This window comes from Microbacterium sp. NPDC056736 (assembly GCF_042790415.1).
Lineage (GTDB): Bacteria > Actinomycetota > Actinomycetes > Actinomycetales > Microbacteriaceae > Microbacterium.
The window spans coordinates 260,270-273,636 of record NZ_JBHTZE010000004.1 but is presented as its reverse complement, the minus strand read 5'-3'; the positions used below and the strand labels follow the sequence as shown (position 1 = coordinate 273,636).

Below are 13,367 nucleotides of genomic sequence, written 5' to 3'. Positions count from 1 at the left end.
TGCCCCGGTCCCGCCCCCGGGCCCTTTTCCCCCCAAGGGCCCGGGGGCCGCCCGTGCGGGGGGGGGCGCGGTACACGTGGGCCCCCACCCGCCGGCGCGCCCCCCCCCCGTGGGGGGGCGGGCCGCTCTGTCGTGGCCGTCGTTCAGACGAGGTCGAAGCGGTCGAGCTCGGTGACCTTGCCCCACGCCTTGACGAAGTCGCGCACGAACTTCTCGGTGGCGTCGTCGGAGGCGTACACCTCGGCGACGGCACGCAGCTCCGAGTTCGACGCGAACAGCAGGTCCACCCGGGTGCCGATGCCGACCGGCTCGCCCGAGCCGTCCTTGGCGCCCGAGAAGGCGTGCGAGCCCGGGTCGAGCGGCTTCCAGGTGGTGCCGAGGTCCAGCAGGTTCACGAAGAAGTCGTTCGTGAGAACGCCCTTGCGATCGGTGAACACGCCGTAGTCCGAGTCGTCCCAGTTCGCGCCGAGCACGCGAAGCCCGCCGACGAGCACGGTCATCTCCGGCGCGCTGAGCGTCAGCAGGTTCGCGCGGTCGATGAGGTGGTGCTCCTCGGGCATGAACGCCTGCGGCCCGTAGTAGTTGCGGAATCCGTCCGCCGCCGGCTCGAGGAACGCGAACGACGCGGCATCCGTCTGCTCCTGCGTGGCGTCGGTGCGACCGGGGTGGAAGACCACCTCGGCCTCGACGCCCGCGTCCTCGGCAGCCTTCTCGACCGCCGCGTTGCCGGCGAGCACGATGAGGTCGGCCAGCGACACCTTCTTGCCGTCGGTGCGGCCGTCGTTGAACGCGGCCTGGATCTGCTCGAGCTGCGCGAGCACCGTCGCCAGCTGGGCGGGCTTGTTGACCTCCCAGTCCTTCTGCGGCGCGAGGCGGATGCGGGCGCCGTTGACGCCGCCGCGCTTGTCGCTGCCGCGGAACGAGGATGCCGCGGCCCACGTCGTCTCGACGAGCTGCGTGACGGTGAGACCGGAGTCGAGGATCCGTGCCTTGAGCGCCGCCGCGTCCGCCGCGTCGATGAGCTCGTGGTCGACGGCCGGGACGCGGTCCTGCCACAGGAGCTCCTCCGCCGGGACCTCGGGGCCGAGGTAGCGGTCGATCGGGCCCATGTCGCGATGGGTGAGCTTGAACCACGCCCGCGCGAACGCGTCGGCGAACGCCTCGGGGTCGTCCTTGAAGCGGCGCGAGATCCGGTCGTACTCGGGGTCGGTGCGCAGCGCGAGGTCGCTCGTCAGCATGCGGGGCTCGCGCCGGCCGTTCGAGTGGGCCATCGGCACCATGTCGGCGCCGCCGCCGTTGACCGGGCGCCACTGGTGGCCGCCGCCGGGGCTGCGCATGAGCTCCCAGTCGTACGCGTAGAGGATGTGGAAGAACTCGTTGTCCCAGCGCGTGGGGTGGTAGGTCCAGGTGACCTCGAGACCCGAGGTGATGGTGTCGTCGCCGTGCCCGGTGCCGTGGTTGTTCTTCCAGCCCAGGCCCTGCTGCTCGAGGCCGGCGGCCTCGGGGTTGTCCTCGACGTTCGTGTCGGGCGCGGCGCCGTGGGTCTTGCCGAACGTGTGGCCGCCGGCGATCAGCGCGACGGTCTCCTCGTCGTCCATCGCCATGCGACCGAAGGTCTCGCGGATGTCGCGGGCCGACGCGAGCGGATCGGGGTTGCCGTTGGGCCCCTCCGGGTTGACGTAGATGAGTCCCATCTGCACGGCGGCGAGGGGCTTCTCGAGGTCGCGCTCGCCCGAGTAGCGCTCGTCGGCGAGCCAGGTGGTCTCGGGGCCCCAGTACACGTCGGCGTCGGGCTCCCACACGTCGGCACGACCGCCGGCGAACCCGAAGGTGCGGAAGCCCATCGACTCGAGCGCCACGTTGCCGGCGAGGATCATCAGGTCGGCCCACGAGATCGACTGGCCGTACTTCTTCTTCACCGGCCACAGCAGGCGGCGGGCCTTGTCGAGGTTGACGTTGTCGGGCCAGCTGTTCAGCGGCGCGAAGCGCTGCTGGCCGGCCCCGCCGCCACCGCGGCCGTCGGTCACGCGGTACGTTCCCGCGCTGTGCCAGGCCATGCGGATCATCAGCGGACCGTAGTTGCCGAAGTCGGCCGGCCACCAGTCCTGCGAGGTGGTGAGGGTCTGGGCGATGTCGGCCTTGACCGCCGCGAGGTCGAGCGCCTCGAAGGCGGCCTTGTAGTCGAAGTCGTCGCCGAGCGGGTTCGCCACGGCCGGGTTCTTGGCGAGGATCTTGAGGTTCAGCTGGTTCGGCCACCACACGCTGTTCGCGTTGCCCGTCGTCGGGTGCGGCTGACCGCCGCCGTGGATGACCGGGCACGACTCGTCGAGATTCGGGCGCGGACGCGTCTCGCCGTCCTCGCGCTCGTCGACGGGGGTGTCGATCGGCGTGACCGCCTGGTCGGTGTTGGGCAGGTCCTCACCGATCTCGGGGATGATCTCGTTGCTGTCGGTCATGGCTTCCTTCCAATCGGGATGGGCTGTCGGGTCGGAGTGAGTCAGGATGCGGCGGGCACGGCGCGCCCGGGGGCGGCGCCGCCGGCGTCCTCCGCCGCGCACGCGGGGCACACGCCCCAGAAGGTCACCTCGGCGACCTGCAGCGCGTAGCCGTGGGTGTCGGCGGGCGTGAGACACGGCGCCTCGCCCACCACGCAGTCGACGTCCTGCACGGCGCCGCAGCGCGAGCAGATGAGGTGGTGGTGGTTGTCGTCGACCCGCAGCTCGAACAGGCCGGGTCGACCCGCCGGCTCGATACGGCGCGCGAGTCCGGCGTCGACGAAGTCGCCCAGTGCGTTGTAGACGGACTGCAGGCTCGTGCCGGGCACCGTGCGAGCCACGACGCCGTAGAGCTCGTCCGCGCTGGCGTGCGGACGCTCGACGAGAGCGGCGACGACCGCGCGCCGGGACTCGGTCACCCGCAGGCCGGCCGCGCGCAGCCGCGCGATCGGGTCGACGTGCGCAGCGTCGAGGTGGGGGGCCGGAGTCACCCCTTCATCGTAGCTTTGTTTTGAGTCATTCAAAACAGTGGTAATGGCTCAGCCGGCGACGAGCGTCGGGGTGCCCGTCTCGTACTCGGTGAGGTCGCCCGTCTCCCCCAGCCGGTGCGCGCGGCGTCCCACGACCAGCATGTAGACGAGGAACAGCGCGAGCGCGGCCGCGCCGATGCCGATCTTGACCGGCCACGGCCAGGGCTGCGCCGTGACGAAGCCCTCGATGAGCCCGGAGACGCCGAGGGCGATGACGAGCCCGATCGCGATCGTGGCCAGCGAGCGGCCCGTCGCCGCGAGCGCCTCGCCGCGCGAGCGGGCGCCGGGCGCCACCCAGGCCCAGAAGATGTGCAGCCCGGCCGCGCCGGCGACGAAGATGCAGGTCAGCTCGAGGAGGCCGTGCGGGAGGATGAAGAGGACGAAGACGTCGGCACGGTCGAACGCCGTCATCACGGCGGCGGCGGTGCCGACGCCGACGGCGTTCTGGACCAGCACCATGACCGGCCACACGCCCGTGATGCCGAACAGCACGCACTGCGCCGCGATCCAGGCGTTGTTGGTCCATACGGTGCCGGCGAACACGGCTGCCGGGTTCTCGCTGTAGTACTCGGTGAAGTCGTTCTCGGCGTACTGCTCGAGCTGCGCACGGCTGCCCAGACTCGCCACGAGCGCGGCGTCCTGCGAGACCCACAGGGCCACGATCGTGACGACCATCAGGAACGCCGCCGCGATGACGAGCGTCGTCCAGCGCACGCGGTACAGCGCCGCCGGCAGCTGGAGCGCGAAGAACCGCGGGATCTGCCGCATGACGTTCTCGGGGGCGCCGGTGAGCCGCAGCCGCGCCCTGCCGAGCATGGTCGACACGTGGTCGCTCTGGATGCTCCGCCCGGCCGACGTCTTCGCGTCGGCGAGATCGGCGGATGCCGCCCGGTACCGCGTCACCAGCTCGTCGACCTCCGCGCCCGACAGGCGCCGCGCGCGGCTGAGCTCGTCCAGCCGGGCCCACTCCTGGCGACGGGCGGCCGTGAGCGCGTCGAGGTCCATGCGCTTTACTGTAGCCATGAGCGCTCCGCCGTCCGTCCCGCCGCCGAGCGTCTCCCGCGGCGCCGTCGTCGACATCCACCAGGACGAGGTCCTCACCGGCGAGGCGGTCGCGCTGGACGTCCAGCCGCTGGGCTTCTTCCTCCGGGCGCTCGGCGTACTGATCGACATGCTGATCGGCGTCGCGATCCTGCTGCTGTTCGCGTGGGGGATGCTCTGGCTCGTGGGCGTAGGGGCCGTGGACAGCACGGTGGTGCCGATCCTGACGATCGTCGTGCTCGTTCTCGTGATGGTCGTGATCCCGACGGTCGTCGAGACGACCACGCACGGCCGCAGCCTCGGCCGCCTCGCCGTGGGCGGGCGCATCGTCCGCACGGACGGCGGAGCGGCGGGCTTCCGGCACGCGTTCATCCGCGCCCTCGTCGGCGTCTTCGAGCTGTGGTTCACGCTCGGCGCCGTCGCCGCCCTCGTCGGCGCGTTCACGCCGCGGTCGCAGCGACTCGGCGACCTCGTCGCGGGCACCTACTCCGAGCGCACGCGCACGCCCCGCCTGCCCGACGCGTGGATCGGCGTTCCGCCGGCCCTCACCGGGTGGGCGGCGGTCGCCGATGTCGCCCGGCTGCCCGAGCCGCTCTCGCGCCGCATCTCGCAGTTCTCGCGGTCGGCGACGAGCATGCAGCCGGCCGCGCGCACGCGGGTGGCGGCATCCCTCGCACGAGAGGCGGCCGAGCACGTCTCGCCGGTGCCGCCCGTCGATCCCGAGACGTTCCTCATCGGCGTGATGGCGCTGCGTCGCGATCGCGAGCTGCGGGCGCTGCAGCTGGAGACCGCCCGCGCGGACGCCCTGTCAGGACCGGCGGCGTCCCCGCCGCGCGGCTTCCCGGAGCGCTGATCCGCGCCGCTGCGGCGCGATGCCTCAGTAGCGGTAGTGGTCGAGCTTGTACGGCCCCTGGACGGGAACGCCGATGTAGTCGGCCTGCTCCTCGGTCAGCGTGGTCAGCTTCACCCCGAGGGCGTCGAGGTGAAGGCGAGCGACCTTCTCGTCGAGGTGCTTGGGAAGCGTGTACACCGCGGTCGGATACTCGTCGCGCCGGGTGAACAGCTCGATCTGGGCGAGCACCTGGTTGGTGAAGGAGGCGCTCATGACGAATGACGGATGCCCCGTCGCATTGCCCAGGTTGAGCAGCCGGCCCTCGCTCAGCACGAGCACGCTGCGTCCGTTGGGCAGGCGCCATTCGTGCACCTGCGGCTTGATCTCGACCTTTTCGGCGCCGGGGAGCGACTCGAGCCCGGCCATGTCGATCTCGTTGTCGAAGTGCCCGACGTTGCCGACGATCGCCAGGTGCTTGAGGGCGAGCAGATCGTCGACGGTGACGACGTCCTTGTTGCCCGTGCCCGTGATGAGAATGTCGACCTGGCCGGCGACATCGGCGAGCGGCGCCACCTGGTAGCCGTCCATCGCGGCCTGCAGCGCGCAGATCGGGTCGACCTCGCTCACGATCACGCGGGCGCCCTGCCCGCGCAGCGCCTCGGCCGCGCCCTTGCCCACGTCGCCGTAGCCGCACACGAAGGCGACCTTGCCGCCCATCAGCACGTCGGTCGCACGGTTGATGCCGTCGGGGAGCGAGTGGCGGATGCCGTACTTGTTGTCGAACTTGGACTTCGTGACCGAGTCGTTGACGTTGATCGCCGGGAAGAGCAGATCGCCGGATGCCGCCAACTCGTACAGGCGGTGGACGCCTGTGGTGGTCTCCTCCGTGACGCCCAGCAGGTCCACTGCCATACGCGTGAACCGCTGCGGATCGCGCGCGATGCTCGCGCGGATCGTGTCGAGGATGATCCGGTACTCGGCCGGGTCGCCGGGCGCGGCATCCGGCACCGCCCCGTCCTTCTCGAACTCGACGCCCTTGTGCACGAGGAGGGTCGCGTCACCGCCGTCGTCGAGGATCATGTTCGGGCCGTCGAAGCCCTCGGCCGACCAGTCGAAGATGCGGTCGGCGAGGCGCCAGTACTCCTCGAGGGTCTCGCCCTTCCACGCGAACACCGGCACGCCGGCCGGCGCGTCGACGGTGCCGGCCGGACCGACGACGACGGCCGCGGCCGCCTCGTCCTGGGTGGAGAAGATGTTGCAGCTGGCCCAGCGCACCTGCGCGCCGAGGGCGACCAGGGTCTCGATGAGCACGGCCGTCTGCACCGTCATGTGCAGCGACCCGGCGATGCGGGCGCCCTTCAGCGGCTGCGACGCACCGAACTCCTCGCGCAGCGCCATGAGGCCCGGCATCTCGTTCTCGGCCAGGCGCAGCTGGTGGCGTCCCGCCTCGGCCAGCGAGAGGTCGGCGACCTCGAACTCGAAAGCGGAGGCTGCTGCCTCAGCAGCGGGGGCGCCGGCGGGCGCGACAGAGGTGTGGGTCGGCATCCGCCCATTCTCCCATGCGGATCCGGCGCACGAACGGGCTCAGGCGCGCAGGGTCTCGTGGCGCACCACCACCCAGCCCTTGGGAACCGAGAGCCGGTCGGTGTGGATCGCGCACAGGTCGTGCGCGTGCGGGTCGCCCACCGCGCCGAGGGGGCCGAGAGCCGCCATCTGGTCGCCGTAGTCGTAGGTGAGCGTCGACACCGCCTCACGGGCGCAGCCGACTTTGGAGCAGACTCTCTCGCGCATCGGCTCGACGCTACTGCCCCATCGACGGGAGCGACGGATGCCGCGCCGCGGCGACCTGCGCGAGACCTAGGATGGGGGCATGGCGTGGCGTCGGACCCGGACCAGCGACCGCGTGGCGCGGCGGGCGTCGCGACACGGACGCCACGGGCGCGAGGGGCGGAGCTCCGTCGTCCGACCGCCGCTGCCCCCGCTGGACACCCGCGTGGACCGCTTCGACCTGTCCGTGGGAACGGCGGCGGAGTTCCTGCGCTCGGCCTGGTCGGAGCTGCGCGACGTGCGGTTCGAGGTCGCCGACATGCCTGCCGCGACCGGCGCCGACGGCATCCCGCGCTGGACGGTCCTGCCCGCCGAGCGACGCATCATCCTGTACCGGCTCCCCATCGAGCGGCTGAGCCACCTGCACCGCGACGACGAGCTGCATCGACGCATGCTCGTGGAGGGCGCCGTGTTCCGGGCCGCGGCGGAGTACCTCGACCGCGACCCGTGGGATCTCGGGCCGGAGCGCTTCCGGTACTTTTGACGCGACTCGGATCGAGACGCGGCCCGCGGCGGACTACGGGTAGACGACGATCTCCGGCGTGGCGACGTCGGCCGGCCAGATCGGGAAGCCGGCGAGCGCGCCGTCGCCGGCGAACGTCAGCCCCGCCCGCACCGGCGCGTCGGGCTCGAACAGGTACAGCGTGCGGGGCGCGAGACGCACGGCCACCGATCCGAGGGCGGGAACCGTGAGGTCCATCGTCGAGCCGCCGTCGGCGGCGACCACGCCGACGGTGACGGCCTCCGCGGCGGGATTCACGATCGAGAGCGTCGGCGTCGGGCCGCCGGGCGTCGCGAACAGCGACGGCACCGCGACCTCGGGCGACGGCGTGTACCACGCGAAGTCGTCGCCCTCTTCGACGCCCGTGGTCTGCCAGACCGCCGAGACGACGGGGGCGTCCGCCTCCACCGTCACCGTGTAGGTGCCGGTGCTGAGGCCGTCCAGCGCGAACGCCAGCGGGCGTCCCTCTTCGAGCGCCACCTCCTGCGGCTCGCGCACCGACTCCGCACGTCCCACCGCATTGACGGTGACCCGGGCGGTGGCCGCGGCAGAGGGCGACAGCATCCGCAGCACGGTGGCCTCTGCCGCGCCGTCGTCCTCGCCGGTGTCGGACTCGACGGTGACGCCGGTGATCACGGTGCGGGTCTCCGCCTGCGGCACGGGGCCGACCTGGTCGACCCCGCCCGGCGTGAGGGTGCGGATGATGCTCGCCTGCAGCGAGGCGTGGATGGGGGCGCCGACCGCGGAGACCCGTACGACGGGCGTCTCCTCGCCGAGCGCGAGGCCCGCCAGCGGAATGACCCGCTGCGTGCCGGGGGCGATCACGAGGTCCGAGCCGCCGGGCGGAACCTGCGGCCCGTCGACGCCGTACACGGTGAGCTGCACGGTCGCCGCCACCGTCCCCGGATTCGACAGCAGCACCAGATCCGCCGCACCCGTCGTCGCCGACCCGCCCACCAGCCACGAGTCCAGCAGCGGAGGGCGGCACGCCGACGCGGCGAATCCGGCGAGGTCGGGCTCCGCCGCGGTGGCGGAGCCGGTGGCGGCGATGTCCACCGCCTCGTCGCCGACCGGCTGGGCGACGAACGCGACGGGGCCCTCGCCCACGTCCACCGTCTCGAGCCGCTCCTCGTCGGCGGGCTCGCCCTCGGCCACGCCGCCGACGACGGACTGCGGCACGGCCACCTGAACGGCGTCGGCGTCGGTCGGGTCCCGCCCGATCGTCAGGAGCGCACCGTCGCACACGATCATCGACGCCGCGGGCGCCGGCGTGGCCGTCACCTCCAGCGGCGAGCGCGCGAGGGTCGGCCACGGCAGCCAGACCGCCGTCACCACCGCGATCGCGGCACAGATCGACACCGCCGTGCCGATGAGGAGGCGGGCGCTCGAGGTCGCCCACCGGAACACGCGTCGGTCGCTCATCGTCCCTCCTGCCAGTGCGGTCCCACGATCCGCGGCGTGCGCCGCGCCTGGCGCAGCGACGCGCCCGTCGGCACGGCCAGGAGCAGCGCGATGCCGAAGACGACGAGCTGCGCGGCGGCGATCCACCACGCGATCGTCGACACGGATGCCGGCTCCCCAGGCCGCTCGGCCACCTCGTCGACGACGCGCCACAGCTCGCCCTTCGCGGTGTCGCCCACGACCACGAGCGTCTCGCGCTGACCGAGCGCCGTCATCGCCGACAGGCGCACCGTGCGGGCGGCGTCGGTCTCGGGCGGTGTGGCCGGCGCCAGCAGGATGAAGCCGATGCCGCTCTCGCCCAGCTGCGCGACGACGTCCTCGGAGGACGGCGTCACGAGGTCCGCGGCGAGCCTGGCCAGCTCGGCGTCCTGCGCCGTGGGCTCCGTGCGGGCGGACAGCAGGGTGGTCTGGCCGCCGATCGTCTCACTCGCGCCCCACACCACCTGAGCGGCGACACCGGAGTCGGCCTGCGGGGTCAGCACGATCGTCCCGACGTCGGGATCCTCGCGGCCCTCCGCGGCGACGAACGCCGGGAGGGTGCTGGCCGGGCCGTTGGCGAGCGTCGCCGCACCGCGGGTGAACGCGGTGAGGGAGGGCAGCGCGAGCACCACGGCGCACCCGAAGACGAGCGCGGCGGCGACGCCCCGCACGAGGGCGACCCGCGGCGCGAGCCCGGCATCCAGTGCCACGAGCGCGCCGCCGAGCGCTCCCAGCCAGGCGAGGCTCAGCGCGGTCCCCGGCCACAGCGGCACGGTGAGCGACTGGATGAACTGGACCGACACGCCGGCGGCCGCGAAGGCCGTCGCCAGCCCGAGCGCCGTCACGACGAGGAGGCCGGTGCCCACGGCCCAGCGCTGCGTGAGCGGGGCCGCCAGGGCGAGGAGCGCGAGCGGGACGCTCAGCAGCGGCACCCACCACGTCGGGCCCTCCGGGAGGAGCGCTGCCCATCCGGCGAGGTCGGGGGTCGGGATGCCCGCCGCGAGCAGGGCCCGACCAGCGGCGTCCGCCGCGACCTGGGGTCCCGGCCACGGGACGCCGGGGTCGGCCACAAGGCTCCAGGCGCTGCCGCCCGCGAGGCTGTGCCAGACGAGGGGCAGAGCCAGGGCGATGGTGGGCACGAGCGCCCAGATCAGCCGCGCCACGCCGTGCCCCGCCCGGCCGAAGACGGCCAGCAGCACCGCGCCGATCCAGATCAGCGCCATCGCGGGGGCGAGGGACGGCGCGGTCGCGAGCACGGCGGCCAGCAGGATCGAGGCGGCGCCCGCACCCGCCCAGGAGCGGTGGGCGACCGAGCCGGCGTAGAACAGCCACGGCAGGAGCAGGTGCAGGATCACACCGGTCGGCCGGCCCTGCATGAGGGCGATCACGAAGGTGGGGGCGAGCGCCCAGACGGCGCCGCCGAGGAGTCGGAGCCCCGAGCGCTCGGTGACGCGCGTCGCCGCGAACCATCCGCCCAGAGCGGCGAGCGGGAGCGCGGCGATCCACAGCAGCACGAGCGCGCGGGACGGCGCCCACGGCGAGAGCGAGCCGAGGACGGCGACGACCGCCGCGAACGGGTCGGCCGGCCCGATGGTCGCAAGCCCGAGGGCACGCTGCCCGAAAGCCGCGTCGTTCCACAGCTGCCCCACCGTCGTTGCGAGGGGCTGCAGCGCTCCCCCGCCCAGCACCGGCCAGGCCAGGAGCGCGGGGAAGGCGGCGATGGATCCGACCAGCGCCGCGAGCACCAGCCACGCGCCGCCGCCGGAGAAGAACCGCAGGTCGCTGCGCCGGTGCCCGCCGATCGCCACCTCGGGCTCGTCGTCCAGCCGCTCGCGCAGCTCGGCCTGACTTGTCCGCAGCGGCGCCAGCAGCGCCCACGACGCCGTGCGGGCGTTGCGCAGGCGCCGCCGCCCGCGCCACACGGACGCGAACCCGACGAGCGCGACGGCGGCCGCCGCCCACTCGGGCGCGATGCGGCCCGGCTGCTTGCGGGCGAGGTCCGCGATGGTCCGCCACACCGCGAGCGGCAGGATCGTCAGCCAGTGCAGCGGCACCGCCGGCGCCGGCGCGTACACGAGGCGGCGGTGCAGCTGCGCCAGGCGAACGGCGTACGCCGTTCGGCGCCGCCGCTGCGGCGTGAGCGGAACGGGAAGGCCTGCCACGCCGTCCCCTGCGACGGCGACCAGCGCGCTGGGCACCAGCGAGACGCGCCCGCCGGCGAGCCGTGCGCGCACCCCCAGATCCAATCCCTCGTCCGCGCCCGCGAGGCCCCGGTCGAGTCCGCCGAGTCGCTTCCAGGCGTCGGCGCGGATCAGGATGCCGCGCACGTCGGTGCCGAGCACGTCTTCGCGGGCGTCGTGCTGACCCTGGTCCAGCTCGTCGTCGGCGAGCCCGACCGAGCGCCCGAAGCGCGTCATGCCCACGCCGAGGGACACGATCTCGGAGCGGTCGTCCCACCGCACGAGCTTGGGGGCGACGAAGGCGACCGACGGCGACCGCTCCAGCGCGCCGAGCAGTCGCGCCAGCGCGTCCGGCTCGGGTGCGGTGTCCTGGGCCAGGAGCCATACCACGCCGTCGCCGAGATCGTCCGTGGCCTGCGCCACCGCGGCGGCGAATCCGGTCGACGCCGGCGCGCGCAGGATGACGTCTGGCCTGCCGGCATCGGCGACCTCGAACAGATGGTCGTCGCCGCCGCAGACGACGACGGTCAGCGTGTCGACCGAACGCGACTGCTGTCCGAGCGCCGCGAGGCTCCGGCGGAGATGGAACGCGGCCGGAGTGCGCCCGTCGGGACGCACGACCAGGACGGCGTGGACTCTGTTCGGCGTGTCGGCGGGCATGTCTTCGTCAGCCTAGGCGTGCAGATCCGTCACGCCGGGCGAACGCGCCGGGCCGACCGGATCGGACCGGTCGGCCCGGGCGTGCGTTCAGCCCGCTCGGCGCTTCAGCTTGCGACGCTCCCGCTCGCTCAGCCCGCCCCAGATGCCGAACCGCTCGTCGTTCTGCAGCGCGTACTCGAGACATTCCCCCCGAACGTCGCACGACGTGCAGATGCGCTTGGCATCTCTGGTGGAGCCGCCCTTCTCAGGGAAGAACGCCTCCGGATCGGTCTGCGCACAGAGTGCGTCGGTCTGCCACGCGAGCGGATTGTCTTCTTCCGCGTCGACGTTGCGGCGTACCCCCGGAACCCCCAGTTGAACCGGATCGACGAACCAGTCGTCGGGAACGCCGGAACGGAATTGCGAAACCGTCATGTCGTTCTCACCCCCCGAGATCCTGCTCCACGCTGGTGCGTGTACGGCTAATTACACCCGTGTAGTTCGGTGAGGTCAAGTCGCAGATAGTAAAGGCTCAACCGACTCTTGAACCTTCACGACGCGCCGACGGCGTGTCGCACTGTGTAACGGTCCGGTGAGAAAGCCGCCCTGGGGCGTCCTCACCGCCCCGGCAGCGCGATGAACAGCTCACCCTCGCCCGACACGCGCACTCCCCGCTCGTCCGGGGTGACGAGCACCGCGGCGCCCGGCACCAGCTCCGCCCGTCCGCCCGAGGCGCGACCCGACACGGTGACGGCGCCGCCGGTCGCGAGGGCGATCGCTGGGCCCTCGAGCGGCACGTCGATGCCCGCGTCGTCGCGCGGCGAGGCGGTCAGCAGCGCGAAGTCCTCGACCGGGACGTCGTAGCGACCGACGCCGTCGCCGACCGGCCGCGCCCGGATCACGGGCGGAAGGCCCGGCGCGGGGTCGAGCACGCCGACCAGCTCCGCGGCATCCACGTGCTTGGGGGTCAGGCCGCCGCGCAGCACGTTGTCGCTGGCTGCCATGAGTTCCACGCCGAGCCCCTCGAGGTAGGCATGCAGGACCCCCGCCGGCACGAACAGCCCCTCGCCGCGGCGCAGGGTCACGAGGTTCATCAGCAGCGCGACGACGATGCCGGGGTCGCCGGGGAACGCCTCGTCCAGCGCGCGGGCGAGCTCCAGCTCGGCGGCGAACTCGTCGGAGCGGGCGGCGACCGCGGCGGCGATGATCTCCTTCGCCGCGTCGGCGCCGTCCGACAGCACCCAGCCGATGACGGCCGCGAGCGAGGCATCCGGATCGGCGAGCCTGTCGGCCAGCGGAGCCGCTCCCGCACCCAGCTCGTGCACGAGGCGGCGCGTCGCGTCGATCTCGCGCAGCCCCGCCAGCGCGCGGAAGGTCTCGCTCAGCGCCACGATGAGCTCCGGCTTGTGGTTGCGGTCGCGGTAGGTGCGCTCGCCCGCGTCCCGGGGGATCCCGGCGGCCTCCTCGCGCGCGAAGCCGGCTTCTGCCTGGGCGATGGAGGGATGCGCCTGGATGGACAGGGCGGATGCCGCAGCCAGGAGCTTCAGCAGGTACGGCAGCGGCCCGTCCACGCCGACGGCGGCGCCGTCCTCGGCGATCCAGCGGTCCAGCGTGCGCCCGTCCGGGGTGTCGGCCGGGTCCCCCGGGTGGTCGCCGAACCACACCTCGGCCTCGGGGCGGCCGGACGGCTCGCGCCCTTCGAGCTCTGCCAGCAGGGACGGGGAGCCCCACGCGTAGTCGCGGGGGTCGTTCGCAAGCGGAATCAGCACGCGCCTCAGCCTAGCCACGGCCCTCGCACCCCTCCCCGCCGTGCGTCATCCGCGGACCCGCCTCCGGTCGCGCGGCGCGGGGTCCTGCGAGCGGCGGGGCGGACGGGGTCGC

The 13,367-nt window shown here is 73.2% G+C and carries 11 protein-coding genes; 2 read left to right on the top strand and 9 right to left on the bottom strand.

Features of this window, described 5'->3' with window-relative positions:
- Positions 1–143 precede the first annotated feature (143 nt).
- Genes katG through ACFRAL_RS10650 form a run of 3 tightly spaced genes read right to left on the bottom strand, consistent with a single transcriptional unit; the run spans position 144 to position 4,030 of the window.
- Positions 144–2,456, bottom strand: coding sequence for a catalase/peroxidase HPI (gene katG / locus ACFRAL_RS10660; RefSeq protein WP_336398488.1), 2,313 nt, complete (start codon positions 2,454–2,456; stop codon positions 144–146).
- Between the two features lie 41 nt (positions 2,457–2,497).
- Entirely contained in the window at positions 2,498–2,986 is a 489-nt protein-coding gene (locus ACFRAL_RS10655; RefSeq protein ID WP_336398487.1) for a Fur family transcriptional regulator, read from the bottom strand.
- Between the two features lie 48 nt (positions 2,987–3,034).
- Entirely contained in the window at positions 3,035–4,030 is a 996-nt protein-coding gene (locus tag ACFRAL_RS10650) for a stage II sporulation protein M (protein WP_336398486.1), read from the bottom strand.
- A 16-nt stretch (positions 4,031–4,046) separates the two neighbouring features.
- On the opposite strand from ACFRAL_RS10650, the gene ACFRAL_RS10645 reads away from it, so the two are divergent.
- Positions 4,047–4,919 carry an RDD family protein gene (locus ACFRAL_RS10645; protein WP_336398485.1) on the top strand — a complete coding sequence of 291 codons (873 nt, stop codon included), beginning with the start codon at positions 4,047–4,049 and terminating at the stop codon, positions 4,917–4,919.
- Between the two features lie 24 nt (positions 4,920–4,943).
- Here the strand turns inward: ACFRAL_RS10645 and ahcY are convergent, their stop codons facing one another.
- Together ahcY and ACFRAL_RS10635 are read right to left on the bottom strand one after the other, a co-directional pair.
- A complete protein-coding gene (gene ahcY, locus ACFRAL_RS10640; RefSeq protein WP_378882557.1) occupies positions 4,944–6,443 on the bottom strand; it encodes an adenosylhomocysteinase in 1,500 nt (499 codons plus the stop codon).
- A gap of 39 nt (positions 6,444–6,482) precedes the next feature.
- Entirely contained in the window at positions 6,483–6,689 is a 207-nt protein-coding gene (locus ACFRAL_RS10635) for a DUF3499 family protein (protein WP_109210080.1), read from the bottom strand.
- Between the two features lie 79 nt (positions 6,690–6,768).
- Here ACFRAL_RS10635 and ACFRAL_RS10630 point away from each other — a divergent pair, with 79 nt between their 5' ends.
- Positions 6,769–7,209 (top strand): metallopeptidase family protein, encoded by a 441-nt coding sequence (locus ACFRAL_RS10630; RefSeq protein WP_336398483.1) that lies wholly within the window; start codon positions 6,769–6,771, stop codon positions 7,207–7,209.
- A 33-nt stretch (positions 7,210–7,242) separates the two neighbouring features.
- On the opposite strand, the gene ACFRAL_RS10625 is transcribed toward ACFRAL_RS10630, so the two are convergent.
- The 4 genes from ACFRAL_RS10625 to manA all read right to left on the bottom strand — a co-directional run bounded on the left by ACFRAL_RS10625 (position 7,243) and on the right by manA (position 13,255).
- A complete protein-coding gene (locus ACFRAL_RS10625; protein WP_378882554.1) occupies positions 7,243–8,649 on the bottom strand; it encodes a DUF5719 family protein in 1,407 nt (468 codons plus the stop codon).
- Positions 8,646–11,507 carry a glycosyltransferase gene (locus tag ACFRAL_RS10620; protein ID WP_378882551.1) on the bottom strand — a complete coding sequence of 954 codons (2,862 nt, stop codon included), beginning with the start codon at positions 11,505–11,507 and terminating at the stop codon, positions 8,646–8,648. Before ACFRAL_RS10620 ends, ACFRAL_RS10625 begins: the two co-directional genes overlap by 4 nt.
- An 87-nt stretch (positions 11,508–11,594) precedes the next feature.
- The gene (locus ACFRAL_RS10615; RefSeq protein ID WP_194397809.1) at positions 11,595–11,921 is read right to left on the bottom strand and encodes a WhiB family transcriptional regulator; all 327 of its coding nucleotides are present in this window, start codon (positions 11,919–11,921) and stop codon (positions 11,595–11,597) included.
- A gap of 182 nt (positions 11,922–12,103) precedes the next feature.
- Positions 12,104–13,255 (bottom strand): mannose-6-phosphate isomerase, class I, encoded by a 1,152-nt coding sequence (gene manA, locus ACFRAL_RS10610; RefSeq protein WP_336398480.1) that lies wholly within the window; start codon positions 13,253–13,255, stop codon positions 12,104–12,106.
- Between the last annotated feature and the right edge of the window lie 112 nt (positions 13,256–13,367).

What these genes read in the sequence shown, in the direction of transcription:
- ACFRAL_RS10615 (WP_194397809.1), bottom strand. Translation starts at nt 11,921, where the DNA reads ATGACGGTTTCGCAATTCCGTTCCGGCGTTCCCGACGACTGGTTCGTC.
- ACFRAL_RS10620 (WP_378882551.1), bottom strand. Translation starts at nt 11,507, where the DNA reads ATGCCCGCCGACACGCCGAACAGAGTCCACGCCGTCCTGGTCGTGCGT.
- ACFRAL_RS10635 (WP_109210080.1), bottom strand. Translation starts at nt 6,689, where the DNA reads ATGCGCGAGAGAGTCTGCTCCAAAGTCGGCTGCGCCCGTGAGGCGGTG.
- ACFRAL_RS10625 (WP_378882554.1), bottom strand. Translation starts at nt 8,649, where the DNA reads ATGAGCGACCGACGCGTGTTCCGGTGGGCGACCTCGAGCGCCCGCCTC.
- katG (WP_336398488.1), bottom strand. Translation starts at nt 2,456, where the DNA reads ATGACCGACAGCAACGAGATCATCCCCGAGATCGGTGAGGACCTGCCC.
- ahcY (WP_378882557.1), bottom strand. Translation starts at nt 6,443, where the DNA reads ATGCCGACCCACACCTCTGTCGCGCCCGCCGGCGCCCCCGCTGCTGAG.
- ACFRAL_RS10630 (WP_336398483.1), top strand. Translation starts at nt 6,769, where the DNA reads ATGGCGTGGCGTCGGACCCGGACCAGCGACCGCGTGGCGCGGCGGGCG.
- ACFRAL_RS10650 (WP_336398486.1), bottom strand. Translation starts at nt 4,030, where the DNA reads ATGGACCTCGACGCGCTCACGGCCGCCCGTCGCCAGGAGTGGGCCCGG.
- ACFRAL_RS10645 (WP_336398485.1), top strand. Translation starts at nt 4,047, where the DNA reads ATGAGCGCTCCGCCGTCCGTCCCGCCGCCGAGCGTCTCCCGCGGCGCC.